General features: G+C 58.2%; 15 protein-coding genes, 1 tRNA gene and 3 pseudogenes. 10 read left to right on the top strand and 9 right to left on the bottom strand.

Features of this window, described 5'->3' with window-relative positions; all coding sequences use genetic code 11:
• The first annotated feature begins 99 nt into the window (after positions 1 to 99).
• The 3 genes and pseudogenes from NLX68_RS16825 to NLX68_RS16835 all read left to right on the top strand — a co-directional run bounded on the left by NLX68_RS16825 (position 100) and on the right by NLX68_RS16835 (position 2,612).
• Positions 100 to 1,304 (top strand): annotated as a pseudogene (locus NLX68_RS16825) (D-amino acid dehydrogenase).
• 27 nt (positions 1,305 to 1,331) lie between these two features.
• Positions 1,332 to 1,682, top strand: coding sequence for a RidA family protein (locus NLX68_RS16830; protein WP_254284890.1), 351 nt, complete (start codon positions 1,332 to 1,334; stop codon positions 1,680 to 1,682).
• 27 nt (positions 1,683 to 1,709) lie between these two features.
• Positions 1,710 to 2,612, top strand: a complete 903-nt coding sequence (locus NLX68_RS16835; RefSeq protein WP_254284892.1) for a transporter substrate-binding domain-containing protein — start codon at positions 1,710 to 1,712, stop codon at positions 2,610 to 2,612.
• A 215-nt stretch (positions 2,613 to 2,827) separates the two neighbouring features.
• On the opposite strand, the pseudogene alr reads toward NLX68_RS16835, so the two are convergent.
• The 6 genes and pseudogenes from alr to NLX68_RS16875 all read right to left on the bottom strand — a co-directional run bounded on the left by alr (position 2,828) and on the right by NLX68_RS16875 (position 8,924).
• Positions 2,828 to 4,073, bottom strand: a pseudogene (gene alr, locus NLX68_RS26525) (alanine racemase).
• Between the two features lie 344 nt (positions 4,074 to 4,417).
• On the bottom strand, positions 4,418 to 5,845 hold the full coding sequence (locus NLX68_RS16855; protein ID WP_254284895.1) for an amidase: 1,428 nt from the start codon (positions 5,843 to 5,845) through the stop codon (positions 4,418 to 4,420).
• Between the two features lie 4 nt (positions 5,846 to 5,849).
• Positions 5,850 to 6,533 carry an amino acid ABC transporter permease gene (locus NLX68_RS16860; RefSeq protein ID WP_254284896.1) on the bottom strand — a complete coding sequence of 228 codons (684 nt, stop codon included), beginning with the start codon at positions 6,531 to 6,533 and terminating at the stop codon, positions 5,850 to 5,852.
• On the bottom strand, positions 6,530 to 7,186 hold the full coding sequence (locus NLX68_RS16865; RefSeq protein ID WP_254284897.1) for an amino acid ABC transporter permease: 657 nt from the start codon (positions 7,184 to 7,186) through the stop codon (positions 6,530 to 6,532). The genes NLX68_RS16860 and NLX68_RS16865 overlap by 4 nt, the downstream gene beginning before the upstream one ends.
• Positions 7,186 to 7,974, bottom strand: coding sequence for an amino acid ABC transporter ATP-binding protein (locus tag NLX68_RS16870; RefSeq protein ID WP_254284898.1), 789 nt, complete (start codon positions 7,972 to 7,974; stop codon positions 7,186 to 7,188). Before NLX68_RS16870 ends, NLX68_RS16865 begins: the two co-directional genes overlap by 1 nt.
• A 77-nt stretch (positions 7,975 to 8,051) precedes the next feature.
• Positions 8,052 to 8,924: an ABC transporter substrate-binding protein gene (locus NLX68_RS16875; RefSeq protein ID WP_254284899.1), complete on the bottom strand. Its 873-nt coding sequence runs from the start codon at positions 8,922 to 8,924 to the stop codon at positions 8,052 to 8,054.
• Between the two features lie 98 nt (positions 8,925 to 9,022).
• Here NLX68_RS16875 and NLX68_RS16880 point away from each other — a divergent pair, with 98 nt between their 5' ends.
• Together NLX68_RS16880 and NLX68_RS16885 are read left to right on the top strand one after the other, a co-directional pair.
• Positions 9,023 to 10,129 (top strand): GlxA family transcriptional regulator, encoded by a 1,107-nt coding sequence (locus NLX68_RS16880; RefSeq protein WP_254284901.1) that lies wholly within the window; start codon positions 9,023 to 9,025, stop codon positions 10,127 to 10,129.
• 345 nt (positions 10,130 to 10,474) lie between these two features.
• A complete protein-coding gene (locus NLX68_RS16885; RefSeq protein ID WP_254284902.1) occupies positions 10,475 to 11,065 on the top strand; it encodes a hypothetical protein in 591 nt (196 codons plus the stop codon).
• Here the strand turns inward: NLX68_RS16885 and NLX68_RS16890 are convergent.
• On the bottom strand, positions 11,032 to 11,346 hold the full coding sequence (locus NLX68_RS16890; RefSeq protein ID WP_367949540.1) for a DUF2514 family protein: 315 nt from the start codon (positions 11,344 to 11,346) through the stop codon (positions 11,032 to 11,034). The two genes, NLX68_RS16885 and NLX68_RS16890, sit on opposite strands and share 34 nt — an antisense overlap.
• Positions 11,347 to 11,660: 314 nt before the next feature.
• Positions 11,661 to 11,852 (bottom strand): hypothetical protein, encoded by a 192-nt coding sequence (locus NLX68_RS16895; RefSeq protein WP_254284903.1) that lies wholly within the window; start codon positions 11,850 to 11,852, stop codon positions 11,661 to 11,663.
• A gap of 83 nt (positions 11,853 to 11,935) precedes the next feature.
• Here NLX68_RS16895 and NLX68_RS16900 point away from each other — a divergent pair.
• The 3 genes and pseudogenes from NLX68_RS16900 to NLX68_RS16910 all read left to right on the top strand — a co-directional run.
• A pseudogene (locus NLX68_RS16900) lies at positions 11,936 to 12,241 on the top strand (DNA cytosine methyltransferase); the annotation flags it as partial.
• Between the two features lie 255 nt (positions 12,242 to 12,496).
• Complete coding sequence (locus tag NLX68_RS16905) at positions 12,497 to 13,129, top strand: hypothetical protein (protein WP_254284904.1); 633 nt, start codon at positions 12,497 to 12,499, stop codon at positions 13,127 to 13,129.
• A gap of 662 nt (positions 13,130 to 13,791) precedes the next feature.
• On the top strand, positions 13,792 to 14,004 hold the full coding sequence (locus NLX68_RS16910) for a hypothetical protein (RefSeq protein ID WP_254285075.1): 213 nt from the start codon (positions 13,792 to 13,794) through the stop codon (positions 14,002 to 14,004).
• Positions 14,005 to 14,105: 101 nt separating this feature from the next.
• Here the strand turns inward: NLX68_RS16910 and NLX68_RS16915 are convergent.
• Positions 14,106 to 14,179: transfer RNA gene (locus NLX68_RS16915), tRNA-Cys, on the bottom strand.
• A 306-nt stretch (positions 14,180 to 14,485) separates the two neighbouring features.
• Between NLX68_RS16915 and alkB the strand changes: the two genes are divergently transcribed.
• Together alkB and NLX68_RS16925 are read left to right on the top strand one after the other, a co-directional pair.
• Positions 14,486 to 15,142 (top strand): DNA oxidative demethylase AlkB, encoded by a 657-nt coding sequence (gene alkB / locus NLX68_RS16920; RefSeq protein ID WP_254284906.1) that lies wholly within the window; start codon positions 14,486 to 14,488, stop codon positions 15,140 to 15,142.
• Positions 15,143 to 15,247: 105 nt separating this feature from the next.
• Positions 15,248 to 16,525 (top strand): bifunctional O-acetylhomoserine aminocarboxypropyltransferase/cysteine synthase, encoded by a 1,278-nt coding sequence (locus NLX68_RS16925; protein ID WP_254284908.1) that lies wholly within the window; start codon positions 15,248 to 15,250, stop codon positions 16,523 to 16,525.
• Positions 16,526 to 16,528: the final 3 nt, after the last annotated feature.

Consider the following 16,528-nt stretch of genomic DNA (forward strand, 5'->3'; position numbering starts at 1 on the left):
TTGTTCGACGCCTGTCACCTGGCTCTAACCTCGGGCTCGTCTCAACAACGATTAAGGACTGACATGGCTCAGCATGTATGCATCATCGGCGGTGGCGTCATTGGCCTGGCAACGGCTTACGCACTGGTGCGCGATGGCGTTGACGTGACGCTGGTCGAGGCTCGCGAGTCGCTGGGCAGTGAAACCAGCTTCGCCAACGGCGGCCAGTTGTCCTATCGCTACGTGGCGCCCCTGGCCGACGCCGGTGTGCCATTGCAGGCCATTGGATGGATGCTGCGCGGTGACTCCCCGCTGAAACTTCGCCCGCGCTTCGATCCTGCGCAGTGGCGATGGATGGCATCTTTCCTCGGTGCTTGCCGCTCCTCGGTCAACCGCGCCAACGCGGCCCATCTGTTGCGCCTCGCGCTGTTGAGCCAGTCCACTTTGCAAACCTGGCGTGAAGAGGATGCCTTGGGCGGTTTCCACTGGCGGCGCAACGGCAAGCTGGTGACCTTTCGCCAGGCCAGCAGCTTCGAACATGCCCGCAACAGCCTTGCCGCCCCCCGGCAACAACAGGTGCTGTCGCACGCCGACTGCGCCCGTCTGGACCCGGCGCTAGCGGGGCGCCCTTTGTCGGCGCCATTTATACCCCGGATGAAGAAGTCGGTGATTGCCACGGCTTTTGCCAGCAACTGGCGGCGCGCTTGCAGGCGTCGGGACGTTGCGAGTTCCGCCTGGGCCAGGCCGTGACCGGAATTCGCCATGCCCATGGCGCGGTGAGTGCGATTGAACTCGGCGACGAAGTGCTGCCGGTGGAGCAGTTGGTCATCGCGGCCGGCCATCGCAGTCCGTTGCTGGCACTGCCCGGAGTCAACCTGCCGCTATATCCCCTCAAGGGTTATAGCCTGACGGTACCGATCGGCGCCCAGCACTGGGCGCCGGACCTGAGCATCACCGACTACGACCGCAAGATCGTCTACGCCCGGATCGGCGAGCAGTTGCGGGTGGCGGCGATGGTCGACATTGTCGGTTTCGATCCGTCGCTGGACCCCAAACGCCTGGCCCTGATCAAGCGCCAGGCGCGCGATACTTTCGCCAATGCCGGCGACTACGACCAGGCCATTGAATGGGCCGGCATGCGTCCGGCGACCCCCAGCGGCGTGCCGCTGCTGGGCGCAACGGCGTATCGCAACCTGTGGCTGAACCTCGGCCATGGCGCACTGGGCTTTACCCTGGCCTGTGCCAGTGCACGATTGCTCAGTGAACTGATCGGCCAGCGCCGCCCCTCCATCGACCTGCAGGGTTTTACGCCCCGTGCGGCTTGAACGCTTACTCCTTAGAAGGACCACACGATGACCATTAACCGTATCCAGCCCAATCCACGCTTGTCCGGCGCCGTGACCTTTGGCGACCTGGTGTTTCTCTCCGGCCAGGTGCCGGGCGACGCCACCGATGCCGGCGGCCAGACTAGCCAAGTACTGGAAAAAATCGACGCATTGTTGGCCGAGGCGGGCAGTGACAAGGATCATCTGCTCAGCGCGACCATTTACCTGAAGGACATCGGCGAAGATTTCGCAGCGATGAATGACGTCTGGTCTGCCTGGTTGTCGCCCGGCCAGGCACCAAGTCGCACCACCTTGCAAGCCGAACTGGCGCGTCCGCAAGTGCGGGTGGAAATAACCGTTATCGCGGCACGCCGCTAACCCCCTCACCCACAACGGAGAATAACAATGCAAAAAATCACGTTGATCGGCTGCACCCTGGGCCTGTTGCTAGGTACTCAGGCTCATGCTGACGAAGCATCGCTGGGTCCTACCTTGAGCAAGATTGCCAGCGCCAATAGCATCACCCTGGGCTATCGCGATGCTTCAGTGCCGTTCTCCTACCTGGGCGATCACTCGGGACAACCCATGGGCTACTCGGTAGACCTAGCGAGCAAGATCGTTGAGCGGGTGCAGCAAAAGCTGGCATTGCCCCAGCTCAAGGTGAAGTACAACCTGGTGACATCGCAAACCCGCATTCCGCTGGTGCAGAACGGTACCGTTGACCTGGAGTGCGGCTCGACCGGCGTTACCGCAGAGCGACAAAAGCAGGTGGCGTTTTCCTATGGGTTTATCTATGTCAAAGGTCAATTGCTGACGGCCAATGACAGCGGGATCAAGCGTTTCGCCGATCTGCGCGGCAAGAATGTGGTAACCACCGCCGGCACCACCAACGAACGCTATCTGAAAAGCTACAACGTCAATCACAAGATCGACATGTTCGTGATCAGCGCCAAGGACCACGGTGAAGCCTTCCAGATGTTGCAGTCCGGTCGGGCGGTGGCGTTCTACATGGACGATGCGCTGCTCTACGGCGAACGCGCCAAGGCCCGCGATCCGCACAAGTGGGTGGTGGTCGGGGAAGAGCAGTCGCGGGAAATCTACAGCTGCATGGTGCGCAACGATGATCCGCAGTTCCTCGCGCTGGTGAACTCGTCGCTGGGCGAGCTGTACAGCTCCGGGGAAATCAACGGGATCTACCAGCGCTGGTTCGAACAGCCGATTCCGCCTAAAGGCTTGAACCTGGAGTTCCCGATGAGCAGCGAACTCAAGGCCATCATTGCCAATCCGGTGAGTGATCCGGTGCAGTAGCTTCAGCTCAGCGCCCATCCCCGTAAAGTCGGGTTGAGCAGCCCTATCGAATTGACCTGTTTGGTCGCCTTGGCTGCTTCAAGGCTCTGGAGCATAAAAACAGCCTTGAACGTCAGCACCGTTTTAGTAGTCACGGGTCGGCAGTGACCAGCGAGCGTCACTGCCAAAAGTCGTTACTGTGTGAGCGTTACCACCGCAGTAGCGACCTAGCACCCTCACTGGTTAGTCGGAGGCTTTATCCGCCACCAGGGCTTTGGGATTGCTACTCCCCAAACGGTAGTAAGGTCCACCAACAATGTTCCACTGAGTTCTTCAAGTTCACTCTGGGCGATCTCATTGTCGTCTTGTTTACCGAAGAGCACCACTTGATCGCCAGCGCACACAGCAGGGATATCTGTCACGCCCACCATGAGTGTATTCATGGAGACCTTCCATACCACTGGAGCACGCTGCCCATCTATAAGGACAACGCCTTTATTGGTAAACGCTCGACGATAGCCATCAGAGTAGCCCATTGGAATATTCGCAAGCTTTGAGTCACGACTCAGTGTCACTGTTCGGTCTTACCCCACTGCATTGCCTTTAGGGTATTAATTAACAGACGCCACGTATGACTTGACCTGCATGACCGGCTTGTACTCGGCATGCGAAGGTTCCATCATCCCATACAAGGTGCCTCCGGCACGTACCATGTCCAAATGCGACTCTGGCACTTCTAACGTCGCGTAAGCGTTCGCCGCATGAAGGGTGATTTTACTTCTATTAATTCTGGCGGCCTTTATCAGCCAAGCCGTTTGTTCAATGAAAGCCTTGAGCCCTTGCCGAACGTCATCCTTATCCTGCACCGCGAAGTGAGTCATGATTCTGACCAGCTCCAGAGGAGCTAAACGATTGATCGCCAAGGCTTCCTGCCGACCGTGCTCAGTGCTCATTTCCAGGCCGTTACGACTCATACCACCTGCGTTCAACGCCAAGTGAACCTTCAGGGGATTCCCATGCTTTCAGCAATAGCGGCCGTTTCTCGAGCATTATCGAGGCTACTGACTAACTCCTCTATCTTGTACGGCAATGCCCCTTCCACCTCGGCCAACGTCGCTGTACGCACTCGGACAAGTACCCCCTTGAATCCACTTTCACGTACAACTCGAGCCTCTTCATTGCTGGCAACGCCTACGCAGGGCACTTCCATTTTCATGACAGATGGCATCAATCACGCGACACCATGACCATAGGCATCCGCCTGGAGGATGGCACAAAGCCGTGATTTATTCGTCACGGTGTTCTGGCGCGTACGAATATTGTTTTCAAACGCCGCCTGGTTAATTTCAACCCATGCATTACTGGTTGCCACGGCCCGTTCAGACTGGCCATTATCCAAAAAAGCAGCGGTGCTTCCTGAGCATCCCCCTACCCTATAATCAGACCTAAAGAAAGAGCACTAACAGTCCGAGCAAAAGGAATACAGTACACCTCCTAATACAGAACGTTATTGATGACAACTAACGATTTGACGGCATACATAACTCTGCACAAGCCACTACCCAACTAAGGAAATGACCTGACTTTATGGGCGACAAGAAACACCACTGATAGCGACAAAAGCAAACTCAGTTCAGGGCGAACAACGTTATTGAAACGCTATCCTTGGCGTAACCCTTCCGGTGAAAATTTTGATAACTCGCGAAATCACTGGGCAGATATATGTTAAATTTTTATATAGATTCATCGGCGACACTTCCTAACCCCACTTTAACTTTGGGCGCTGGCAGGGTGATACCCAGGGATATATCAAGCAGTTATATCCATCACGCAACCGCGTTGTCCGCCAGCTCCCAGCCCTCAGGCCGTAGCGTGTGCCAATCGCTGACCTGTTGATAGGCATGGCCGATGCGCAGAATCAGCGGTTCGGCGAATGCCCGACCCACAATCTGCATCGAGACCGGCATGCGCTTTTCATCGAGCCCGATGGGCAGCGCCACCGAACACAGGTTCAGCAAGTTGGCGAACCGCCCCAACAAGGCCAGTGGCGTGCCATATTCATCGACCTCATCCAACGGCACACTGCCAATAGCGTTGGTCGGGAAAGCGCAGGCGTCTATGTTGGTCATGGCCTCCTGCATGGCGTGCCGAGCGGCGCGGCGCTGATTGTGCAACTGGATATACGACGCTGCGTCGATGGCGCGACCACTGAGTATGCGACGTTGAACATGGGGATCGAAACGCAAATCGTCGCGCTCGAACAAGCTACCCAGGCTGGCATAACCTTCGGCGCTCATCAGCCCACCAGCGATGCGCATGCACTGCTCCAACGACGTGGGTAGCGGTTGCTCGATCAGTTGCATGCCCAACGCGGCCAACTGCTTGAGCCCCAAATCGTAAGCCTTCAGCACCCCGGGAGCGACCTGCGCTCGTTCGGCCTGTGGCAACACCCAGATGCGCAAACCGGCTACCGGCTGATTGAGGCCGGCAGCGGCGCTGAATACAGGTGCCTGGGCCGAAACCGGATCCAGCGGGTCCGGGCCCAGCAGTGCATCCAACATCCACGCTGCATCTTCAACGGTGCGGGTGATAGGCCCTACCGAATCCAGCGAAGGACACAGTTCGATCAAGCCATGGCGACTGATAAGTCCACGCGTGGTTTTCAGCCCGACCAAGCCGCACATGCCCGCCGGAATCCGCACCGAGCCGCCGGTATCGGTGCCCAATGCAGCGCTCGCCAACCCGCTGGCCACGGCCACTGCCGAGCCGCTGCTTGAGCCACCCGGAGCGCGATGCACGTTACGGTCCCACGGGTTCCACGGCGTGCCCATCACCGCGTTAGTGCCCCAGCCACCGAAAGCGAATTCGACGGTGTGGGTCTTGCCAAGGATGATTGCACCGGCACGCTCCAGGCGTTGTACTGCAGTGGCGGTCAACCTCGAAACACGCGGTGCCTGTGCCAATGATCCACCCGTGATGGCCTGGCCATCGATCTCGAACAAGTCCTTGATCGCCAGAGGAATGCCATGCAGCGGTCCCAGGTGTATACCGGACGCACGCTGGCGATCAGCTGCGATGGCCGCGTTCAAAGCACGCGAGGGATAGGCCTCGACATAGGCATTGAGCTGCTTGTCAAAGCGCTCGATGCGCGCCAGTTGCGCACGAACCAGCGCTTCGCTAGTCAGCGATCCCGCCTGCAGCGCCTGCTGCAACTGGGCAATGCTGTGGGAAGTAACTCGATCTATGGTGCTCATATGTTCAACCTCGCACGGTTTTGCGCCCGCGTGAAAAGTGCTTTTCAAGCACACGCGACAGCATTGAAAGAGGGAAAGCGATAACAAAATAGAACAGCCCTACCAGCAGGAAGACATGCATTGGCAGGAAGGTTTCCGAAGCGATGGCCCGCGCCGCCAGCATCAACTCATCGGTGGCGATCAGAGCGCACAACGAGCTGTCCTTGAGGATCGACACGTAGGCGTTAAGCAGTGGCGGCAACATGCCGCGAATCGCTTGCGGCAGGATGACGGTGGTAAACGCTCTCAGCGGCGTCAGTCCGATGGCGATGGCGGCTTCGCGCTGGCCGCGATGCAGCGAATCCAGGCCGCCACGGAGGATTTCCGCAACGTAAGCGGCCCCCTGCAAACCCAGACCGATGGCCCCGGCCCAATAGCCGGACAACGTCAACCCCAGGCTGGGCAATGCGAAATACAGGGCCAGCAGCAACGCCAGAAGAGGTACAGCGCGCATGCTCTGAATAAAGAACGCTGCCAACCGTTTTAGGATGACACTCGGACTTCTCATCGCCCAGACCAACAACGCCCCCAGCACGACCGCCAGAGCGAACCCCATCAGGGACAATTCGGCAGTGATCCGTGCACCGAGCAACAGGCGAGCGATCCAGTCGCTCCAGTACTCCGGGTATTGCTGAAAAAAACTGATCATCGCGCGCTCCCAAAATGACGTTCGAGCCGAATGAATCCCACACTGATCGGTAAAATCATCGCGGCGTAGATGCACATCACAGCCAAATAGATCAGTGAAGTCTGGAAGGTGGAGGTCACCAGATTGCGCGCCAGGAACATGATTTCCGGCACGGCGATGGCCGAGGCGATGGACGTGTCCTTGACCAATTGCGTGACGTAGTTGGCGAACGCAGGCAACGTCACGCGCAGGGCCTGGGGCAAGAGAATGCAGTGCAAAATCTGCATCCGGCTCAGACCGACAGCCAACCCGGCTTCATGCTGACCGACATGCAGCGACTGCAAGCCGCTACGGAAAATATCAGCCAACACCGCGCTGCCCACCAGACTCAAGCCAACGATGGCGGCCAGCCACGCGGGCAAGTTGATGCCAAGGTAGGAGAGACCGAAATAGATCAGGAACAGATGCGCCAGCGCGGGAACATTGCGCATCCACTCAATGAAACAGCCGATCACCCCATGCAACACCCGTGACCGACTGAACGTCAGCAACACCGCCAGTACTACCCCTCCGGCACTCGCCAGCAGCAAGGTACACAGCGCGATTTCCAGGGCGGTGAGTGCGCCTTTCAACAACAGAGGCAGTAGCCCGAGAAAGACCTCGAAGTTCGCCATCAAGCGCCCTCCATGGCCATGCGCCCAAGAAAACTGCGGGTACGCTCATGGCTTGGGTTGTCGATTACCTGCGCCGAAGGCCCTTGCTCGACAATGTGTCCGCCGTCCATGAAGATCACCCGATCCGCCACATCCCGAGCGAAGCGCACTTCATGGGTCACCATGATCATGGTGCGGCCCTCTTGCGCCAGCTCACGAATCACGGCCAGTACTTCACCCACCAGTTCGGGGTCCAGCGCCGAGGTCGGCTCGTCGAACAGGATGACTTTAGGTTGTTGGGCCAACGCGCGGGCGATAGCGACCCGTTGTTGCTGTCCGCCGGACAACTGCTCGGGATAGACCTCGGCCTTGTGCCGCAGATGGACTTTTTCCAACATGGCATCAGCCAGCTCATAGGCCTGCTTGCGCGGCATACCCTGTGCCTTGATCGGCCCCAGTGCGACGTTGTCGCGTACGCTCAAATGTGGCCAGAGGTAGAAGAGCTGGAACACCATCGCGATCTCGCGTCGCTGCGGAGCCATTTCCCGATCACTCATCAGACGTATGTGTTTACCGTCCTTGATCTGCCCGATCAACTCGTCGCCCAGCCAGATATCGCCTCGAGTGGGTTTTTCCAGGTAATTGATGCAACGCAGGCAAGTGGACTTTCCCGACCCGCTGGGGCCGATCAACGACAGGGTTTCACCGGCTTTCAACTCCAGGTTGATACCCTTGAGCACCTCCAGATCACCATAACTTTTGTGCAGGTCATGCACTCGCAGCAACGCAGGTTCGGACAGGGTCGACATCTTGGTTAACCTCTTTTTGTTATAGACATGGCGATGAATCGGCACGGGCCATCAGGCCGATTCATCCGCTCAAGCGCTTACTTGCAGCCAGGCAGTTTCCAGTCCGCCGGGCGGTCGACACCCAGCCTCAGGTCCTTGCCTTCCGGCACATACCAGACATCCTGAGTCAGACCGTAGCGGGCACCGATCTTGCGCATTTCACAGCTTTTCCAGAGGGTCTGGATCTGCTCGTTCACGGCAGCCACCAGCTGCGGGCTGGCCCCTTTATTGAAGCCGTACACCACCTGACCCAACCCCGTCAGCAGTGGGAAATTCGGATCGTTATCGGTGAAAGCGTTGAAGTGCAGGTGCCACTGCTCGTTGCGAAAAATGGCGTATTGCATGACCGGGGGATCGCCAATCACTGCATCGATGCGCCCGGCGAGGAGATCGCGCACCGCGGCATCGGAGGTGTCGTACAGCGCTACTTGCAGCCCTTCGATCTTGCGCATCTCAGGGATGAACGAGAAACCCGTGATGGTGCCGACCTTCTTGCCCTGCAGATCTTTGAGGCTGCTCCAGTTGGTCTTGTCGGTCTGGGTGATGCCGTTCTTGAAATAGTGAATCGGGTCGCTCACGGTCATGATCTTCGCGCGCTGCTCGGTCCAGCCCATGGTCCCGGCCATGACATCCACGCGTTTAGCTTGTACTGAGGCGATAGTGCCGGCCCAGTCCATCAAGGCAGGTTTAACCTTCAAACCCAAATTCTCAGATATTTGTTGAAGGATTTCACCGTCGTAGCCGACCATCCGGCTGTCTTGATAACCGGTCCCCGGCATATCGCCAGTGAACGCGATCGTCAGGCTTCCCGGCTCTACCGTTTCCAGTGCGAATGCCGGTACCGAGGCCAGTATGGATACCAGCAGACCCGTATAGATACCGGCAAAACGTTGAACGTTGGGCTTCTTCATCACGTGCTCCTCGATTGTTTTTTTATGAACAGCATGGTGTTAGGCAGGAGCTCATCGTATGGTGATCAGCGGTATAACTTGTTGGATGGTTTGCATGAATGATTGAACATTTGCGACATTTCGGAAATGTACTGCCCAGGGCCTCCAGCGAAAGCATCGTGGAAGGGCTTGATAATGGTCAGGCACGACATCCGCCAAGCCGACGCGGCGCCACCGAGTTGTCTATTGGTATTGTGTTGTGGCCGCGCTTCCCCTTGCTGTCACTCTCAGGGCTGACCGATGCGTTGCGACATGCTGCCGATACGGGTGATCAGAGCCGTCCGATACGATGCCAATGGAAAGTACTCGGTACCCCTGGGCAAAGAGTCATCTCCAGTTGTGGACTGGATGTACCTATCGACAGTGAACTCACCCATCCTCATCAATTTGATTACATCGTGGTGATTGGTGGACTGCTGGATTCCCTTGAGACAGCACCAAAGACTTATCCGGCATTTCTGCATCAAGCGGCAGCCGCTGACGTGCCATTGATCGGTCTATGCACGGGCAGCTTCGTGCTCGCTCGACATGGCCTGATGGAGGGACGTACTGCTTGCGTGCATGCCTACCATTGCGACGACTGGAAACGTCTGTTCCCCAGATTGCGCTTTGTCAGCAACAATGACTTCCTCATCGACAAGGATCGGATCACCTGCGCAGGCGGTATCTCGGTGATTGAGTTGGCCATCCATCTTATTGGGGTGCATTGCGGCCCGGATCGGGCCGGCAAAGTTGTTCATCAGATGACGGTCGCAAAAAGCAGCTCCGGCAGTTTCGTCGACCGGCGCAAAGCACTTGGCTACGCCAGCTCTTCGAACAGGCGCCTGCACGAAGCCGTGATGCTGATGGAAAAGCACATGACCGAGCCCTTGGGTATTGACACAATCGCGAACCTTGTCGGTACCAGTAAACGGCAACTGGAGCGGCTGTTTGTCGCTGAAACCAGTAACACTCCGGCCCAATTCTATCGCCACGTTCGACTCAGGTTTGGCCGATGGCTTCTCATCAGCTCGGATCGACATATCGGGGAAATCGCTTTCGAATGCGGGTTCGCCGATGCGCCCCATTTCATTCGACATTTTCAGAACATGTTTGGCATGTCCCCCGGAAAATTGCGCAAAGAGTTGATGCGAAAAGCGACACTCACCCAAGGGGGGGGTGTATAGACAGTGAAGCATTGATAGCTCGCGGGGCAGAATGTGAAAACCAAGTTGGAGTGAAATTAACGGTTTTTCGACAGGCAGCTTTTGGCTGTGGATTCAACCGGTGGATGCAACACACTAGATTCTGTGTAAGCGGGAGGGGTGTTGCAAATGAAGCAAAGGCCACGGATCTATTACACCGAAACCCAGAAAGCGCTGATGTGGGAGCACTGGCGAACCTCCTTTGCTGGCTGTATAGAGTGCATCTCATGTAAGGCTCTACATATCGCGTCAGCCCCTCGGGCTTGTTGTTCCCCATCTACACTGACTTCGATGAAGCACATGTTGCGGTGTGCCGAGGGAGAGTAAATGAACGAGAAACAGTTTGAATTTCATCTCGAAGAGTTCAGGCAGCTGAAAGCTGAGATCTCCGCGCTTCTAGCCAGAATCGGCTTTTTGTTCAGAAACTCCATCATCGCCAGCTCCGTCTTGTATGCCTGGCTACTCTCTAAAGTCGGTGCGTTTTCAGGTAGCAATGATTGCATCGCCTTTCCGAAAGACATGGCGGCCTTCGCCATTTGGATTCCTCCAGCTTTCGTGGCGGCATCCTTTTCCTTCGGAATACTCACCTACCTACACGTCGTTGCGGTTGGAAAATACTTACGTAAATGCGAGTGTGAACTTGGAGCCGATGGACTCGGATGGGAGAAATTTTGGTCAGGGCAGCGTCCTTACCTGACTATTGGTCTCGCACTGATTTGGATTCTGCTATTGGCGAGTAGTGTTTATGTGAGTTACCAAACGCGACAAAAGCTTGAACCCCTTCCAAATTGTCCCAATCCCAAAATTTCTCTAGAACTTCCGGAGCTTTCCAGGGCCGGTGCAGTAGTTGATGGCAGGTATATTCAGCTTCCAGTAGCTGTCCCTCACATCAAAGATCCTTTGGCCAAAGAGGAGTAGGACGTCTCGCAGGCCTGACCGGCTATTCGGGCTCGGTCATACGCTTTCGCCAGCTCTCCCGCTCGAGCATCAGCCCGTGCGAGCAGGTGGGAGAGCACCATGGCTACGCGGGTGGCTGACTGACCTCGGCCGGCAGCGGCAGTATCCGTGCCGGGGCTATTGACGGCGGAGGCGATTGGGGCTGCTTCGTCGCTCAGCCGCTGGCCACCAGTATCAGAGCCAACGGCTTTTTGGTGTGATAGCGTAAGCCCCGATAAAACACTGCGAGGAAAAAATGCCAAGGATCTTCAGGCCGGACGAGAACCCCTATAACGCTGCTGATAGCGTCCGACACCATGGATATGCGGCTGTCGAGGGCACCAAGTCATCCGCAACCCCCTATTGTAAGCGAGTTATCGCGGTGCTTGGGGTAAACGAGGCAGTGAAACCTGTGATGTCTTACTTAAATATCCCAAAACTTGGATACCTTTACTTCGTATACGACACTGCCAAGCTCAAGCACGAACAAGCAGCGGCACTGATCCAAGCCTACGGTCAGTAAACAATATCGTATGGCTTTGGTAGAAAAGTTAGCGGCAAGACTCGACAGAGGCCTCTAGGTGCTGATCACCTCGCCAGCAGCGTTGATGAACTGCATGTACTGGGCGAAGCCTTTGCCATTGGTTCCCCGCGCGTAAGCGCTCAGCACATAAGAGGCGCTCTCCCGCACCTTGATGTAGGGCAGGCCATCGGTAGGCGTGTAGGTCACCTCAGCCAGCTCATTGAGCGCCGCGCCGACCCGGTACACCCGCTGAGCCTTCTTGCTCTGCGCCAGCGACGAGTCGACCAGTGAGCCGGTACCGCCACTGGCCAGCCAGTATTTGGCACGGCCATCTGCCCCAGCACTTCACCGAGCACGCCGATGTCGTGATGGTTGGCGACTACGTGCTGATCGACATAACCCTGCGGATGCTCAAACCCCACGAGCTAAAGCGCGCCCAGGGATTCCGGGCTGACTCTATCATCGACCGCGGGCTGTTCCTTGATAAGGAGACTGGCCAGCTGTATTGGAAAGGCATCTCGAACGCCGACCAGGTAAAGCTGCTGGGCAATAGCGTCTGCAAGGACGAAGCCCGGGCACTCGTTGCAGCCAATGCTTCCGACCTCATCAAACTTTATCAGCGCTTGGCGGCATGATTAGGGCATGAACAGCATGGATCTCTCCCGCGCTTCCTCTCTGGACGAAGCCGCAAAAGGGGTCGAGACATCAAAGTCAGGCATGTTCAACTTGGTTTTCCGCCTTCCACTTTTGCATTTCTCATTCGTGAATGGCCCCTCAAGCAAAAGATTGCCTCCCCCCTTCTGCCTGATCGCGTACCAATACTCGTTCATAAATCCTCCTGATTTCATTCCCCAACAGAGTAGGCAACTACCAACTGATTAGGTATCCCCATGCCCACAGAAAACCGATCCAGCAACACCGAACAGATGGTCAGCGTGCCGCGCGCAGAGATCGAAGCGGCTGCCGAGCGTTTCGCCCGAGCGCAGATGTTCGACTTCTCCTCGAAGCTATACGCCCTTCTCGCCCAGCCAGCCGCCCAGCACCAGGGCGAGCCCGTGGGGTACCGATGGGAGCAGCTTGGCGGCAACGGGTGGTGTTATGGCGAGGCGCTGCCGGCGATCATCATCGGCGCCTGGCAAGAGCTCTACACCCACGCCGCTGCAAGCGAAGTTGAGCAGCTGCAATCCCAGTTGATAGACGCCAAGGACGACTTGAGGACGGCTATCAGCCGGAACGAGAGCCTTATGCGCCAACTGGCCGAGCAGCAACGCCTGCTGAAGGAGGCGTCCTACTCACTCGAGCGTGAGCGCTGCGACATGCCGGATGATCCCCTGACCAAGCGAATCGACGCCGTCCTCTCCGCCAGCACAGAGCCTGCACCAACCTCCGACGGCTTCAGCGCCGAGCAGATGACAGCCCAGGGCGCCGATGGGTACCGGAACGAGATAAAGGCAGCCGCTGAGCTTGCCGAGGCCTACCCAGAATTGGCCCAGGCCATCCGCGCATTGCCGCTGCCGCAGTAGCTTTTGATGCATGGAGTACATTTGTACTCCAGCCAGCTTTAACCCCTCTCCCCTCTATTGAACAGCCGTGATATGGCGGCAAGGACGAAGTCATGCCCAGGAAGAAGCACCTCATCGTCGACTCAGGATGCACTCAGGACAATGAGCGCTGGTCGCTCTCGGCCTGCGGGTTGAATGAGGACTCCGATGTGGAGTGGGACGGCACCCGTGATCGGGAGTCGGTCAGCTGCAAGCGGTGCCAGGCGCACATGGCGAAGCCGAGAAAGGCACCAGATCCATTCCACGAAGAGCGCCCCATTCTGTTCAACGGCGCGATGATCCGCTCAATCTTATCTGGGCAAAAGACGGTGACGCGGCGGCCGATCAAGGGCCGCCAAGTACCCAGCCGTAGCGAGTCCGACTCCCCCGAGCACCAATGGATCGCGGTGGTTCAAGATCATCCGCGCTGGGGATTCGCTGTTTTTGGCGCGACCGAGGAGGAATGCGCCGGCGAACTGGCTATGTATGGTGCCTGCCCATATGGCCGCCGCGGTGACCGGCTATGGGTACGCGAGGCCTGGGCCGAGATCAACGTAGCTCAAGCGCCTGGTGAAACGTGGGTGGTGTACCGCGAACACGACAACCGCACCGATTACGGCGGCCCCTGGAAGCCGAGCATCCACATGCGCCGCCGCGACAGCCGCATCCTGCTGCTGGCCACCGGCGCCAGCGCAACCGAGAACGTCATCGACGTGCAGCACGACAGCCAGCGCGGCGTCACTTGCTACCTACTGAACGGGGTCGGCATCAGCTGCATCCCCGATAGCCAGCTGCAGGCCGGAACCGAGCGCCAGCTCTCCCTGCACGAACCAGACACCCCTAGCCCGACCAAATAATGCGCTGATGCGGAAACGATGCCTATTCATGCGGAAATGATCGACTTTTCGAGCGCGCAAAGAAAAACCCCGCAGACGTTAATCTGCGGGGCTTTCAATAATGGAGGCCGAGGTCGGAATCGAACCGGCGTAGACGGATTTGCAATCCGGAGCATAACCACTTTGCTACTCGGCCTCAAATGCCCGAGACCCTGAAACTGCGATCTCAAACATGTACAACTCTTTAAGGAAACAACTTACTAAAACCGCTATCCCCTTGAAAACGCTAGGCTTTTTAAGTGCCTCGTTTTCGATGGACGCAATTATGTACTCATTCCCCTGCTCTGGCAACCCCTTGAATTCAAAAAGTTTATTTTTTCTTCGAAGGGCCCTGGGCACCCTGAAGTGCGGGCTTTGCGCGCAATAAACAGGGGACGGCGCAGGTGCCAAAGCGCGTTACTATACAGACTCTGCACCCCGCCCGCTGCCTGAATCGCCGCTTATGATGCAAACCGAACTGGACCTGTTCAACCCCGCCAACCCCGCCGAGCCACAATGGATCGGCAAGCAGGCGGTAGTGTTGCCCGGGTTTGCCCTGGCCTGGGTCGACGCCCTGCTACCTGAGCTGCGCCAGATCATCGCCCGCGCGCCCTTCCGGCACATGGTCACCCCCGGTGGCCTGAAAATGGCCGTGGGCTTGACCAACTGCGGAGCACTGGGCTGGGTCAGTGATCGGCGCGGTTATCGCTACAGCCCGGTCGATCCTCTAAGCCTGCAACCCTGGCCGGCATTGCCAACTGCCTTCAGCGAACTGGCCGCCCTCGCCGCTTCGTCTGCAGGCTTTAGCGATTTTCAGCCGGACGCTTGCCTGATCAATTGCTACAAACCCGGCAATCGCCTGAGCCTGCATCAGGACCGCGATGAGCGCGATTACAGCCAACCGATCGTCTCGGTGTCGCTGGGTTTGCCAGCGGTGTTCCAGTTCGGCGGCCATAACCGCAACGACCCCTGCCAACGCATCGGCCTGCACCATGGCGATGTGATGGTCTGGGGCGGCGAGGACCGCCTGCGCTTTCATGGGGTGCTGCCTCTCAAACCGGGCAACCATCCCTTGCTGGGCAGCCGGCGCATCAACCTGACCTTGCGCAAGGCCGGCTAGGTAGAACGCTATCGCGGGGCAAGCCCGCTCCCACGGACCTTGACCGTCACTCGCTTCGCGCTCCATGCTCTAGCCCCTTCCTCCCGACTTTCAAGGAACGATTGCATGAAGCTGGAAACCCTGGCCATCCACGCGGGCTTCAGCCCCGACCCGACCACCAAGGCCGTCGCGGTACCGATCTACCAGACCACCTCTTTTGCCTTCGACGACACCCAGCACGGTGCCGACCTGTTCGACCTGAAAGTCGCCGGCAACATCTATAGCCGGATCATGAACCCCACCAATGATGTGCTCGAGCAACGCATGGCGGCGCTGGAAGGCGGCGTCGGTGCCCTGGCCGTTGCCTCGGGCATGGCTGCGATCACCTACGCGATCCAGACCGTGGCCGAAGCCGGCGACAATATCGTCTCGGTGGCCAAGCTCTACGGCGGCACCTACAACCTCTTGGCCCATACCCTGCCACGCTTCGGTATCCAGACCCGCTTCGCCGCCCATGACGACATCGCCGCCCTCGAAGCGCTGATCGACAGCCGCACCAAGGCAGTGTTCTGCGAGTCGATCGGCAACCCAGCCGGCAATATCGTCGACCTGCAAGCCCTGGCCGATGCCGCGCACCGCCATGGCGTACCGCTGATCGTCGACAACACCGTGGCCACGCCGATTCTCTGCCGCCCATTCGAACACGGCGCCGATATCGTCGTGCACTCGCTGACCAAGTACATCGGCGGCCACGGCACCAGCATCGGCGGCATCGTCATCGACTCGGGCAAGTTCCCTTGGGCGCAAAACAAAGAACGCTTCGCCCTGCTCAACACCCCCGACCCGTCGTACCACGGCGTGACCTACACCGAAGCCTTTGGCCCGGCCGCCTTTATCGGCCGCTGCCGGGTGGTGCCGCTGCGCAATACTGGCGCGGCGCTGTCGCCATTCAACGCCTTCCTGATCCTGCAAGGCCTGGAGACATTGGCCCTGCGCATGGAGCGTCACACCGAGAACGCACTCAAGGTCGCCCACTACCTGCAGAACCACGAGCAGGTCGCCTGGGTGAAGTACGCCGGCCTGCCTGATCACCCCGAGCATGAACTGGCCCGGCGCTACACCGAAGGCAAGCCGGCCTCGATCCTGTCATTCGGGATCAAGGGCGGCCAGGAGGCCGGCGCGCGTTTTATCGATGCACTGCAGCTGGTGGTGCGCCTGGTGAATATCGGCGACGCCAAGTCGCTGGCCTGCCACCCCGCCTCCACCACCCACCGCCAGCTCAACGACGAAGAACTGGAGCGCGCGGGCGTGCCACGGGACATGGTGCGCCTGTCGATCGGCATCGAGCACAGCGATGACATCATTGCCGACCTTAGCCAGGCCCTGGAGGCCAGTCGCGGGTAAGGC

Source organism: Pseudomonas sp. SBB6 (genome assembly GCF_024213215.1).
GTDB lineage: Bacteria > Pseudomonadota > Gammaproteobacteria > Pseudomonadales > Pseudomonadaceae > Aquipseudomonas > Aquipseudomonas donghuensis.

Bases quoted from the DNA above. Each gene is read 5' to 3' on its own strand.
- NLX68_RS16830 (WP_254284890.1), top strand. From the start codon at position 1,332: ATGACCATTAACCGTATCCAGCCCAATCCACGCTTGTCCGGCGCCGTG.
- NLX68_RS16835 (WP_254284892.1), top strand. From the start codon at position 1,710: ATGCAAAAAATCACGTTGATCGGCTGCACCCTGGGCCTGTTGCTAGGT.
- NLX68_RS16855 (WP_254284895.1), bottom strand. From the start codon at position 5,845: ATGAGCACCATAGATCGAGTTACTTCCCACAGCATTGCCCAGTTGCAG.
- NLX68_RS16860 (WP_254284896.1), bottom strand. From the start codon at position 6,533: ATGATCAGTTTTTTTCAGCAATACCCGGAGTACTGGAGCGACTGGATC.
- NLX68_RS16865 (WP_254284897.1), bottom strand. From the start codon at position 7,186: ATGGCGAACTTCGAGGTCTTTCTCGGGCTACTGCCTCTGTTGTTGAAA.
- NLX68_RS16870 (WP_254284898.1), bottom strand. From the start codon at position 7,974: ATGTCGACCCTGTCCGAACCTGCGTTGCTGCGAGTGCATGACCTGCAC.
- NLX68_RS16875 (WP_254284899.1), bottom strand. From the start codon at position 8,924: ATGAAGAAGCCCAACGTTCAACGTTTTGCCGGTATCTATACGGGTCTG.
- NLX68_RS16880 (WP_254284901.1), top strand. From the start codon at position 9,023: ATGATTGAACATTTGCGACATTTCGGAAATGTACTGCCCAGGGCCTCC.
- NLX68_RS16885 (WP_254284902.1), top strand. From the start codon at position 10,475: ATGAACGAGAAACAGTTTGAATTTCATCTCGAAGAGTTCAGGCAGCTG.
- NLX68_RS16905 (WP_254284904.1), top strand. From the start codon at position 12,497: ATGCCCACAGAAAACCGATCCAGCAACACCGAACAGATGGTCAGCGTG.
- NLX68_RS16910 (WP_254285075.1), top strand. From the start codon at position 13,792: ATGCGCCGCCGCGACAGCCGCATCCTGCTGCTGGCCACCGGCGCCAGC.
- alkB (WP_254284906.1), top strand. From the start codon at position 14,486: ATGATGCAAACCGAACTGGACCTGTTCAACCCCGCCAACCCCGCCGAG.
- NLX68_RS16925 (WP_254284908.1), top strand. From the start codon at position 15,248: ATGAAGCTGGAAACCCTGGCCATCCACGCGGGCTTCAGCCCCGACCCG.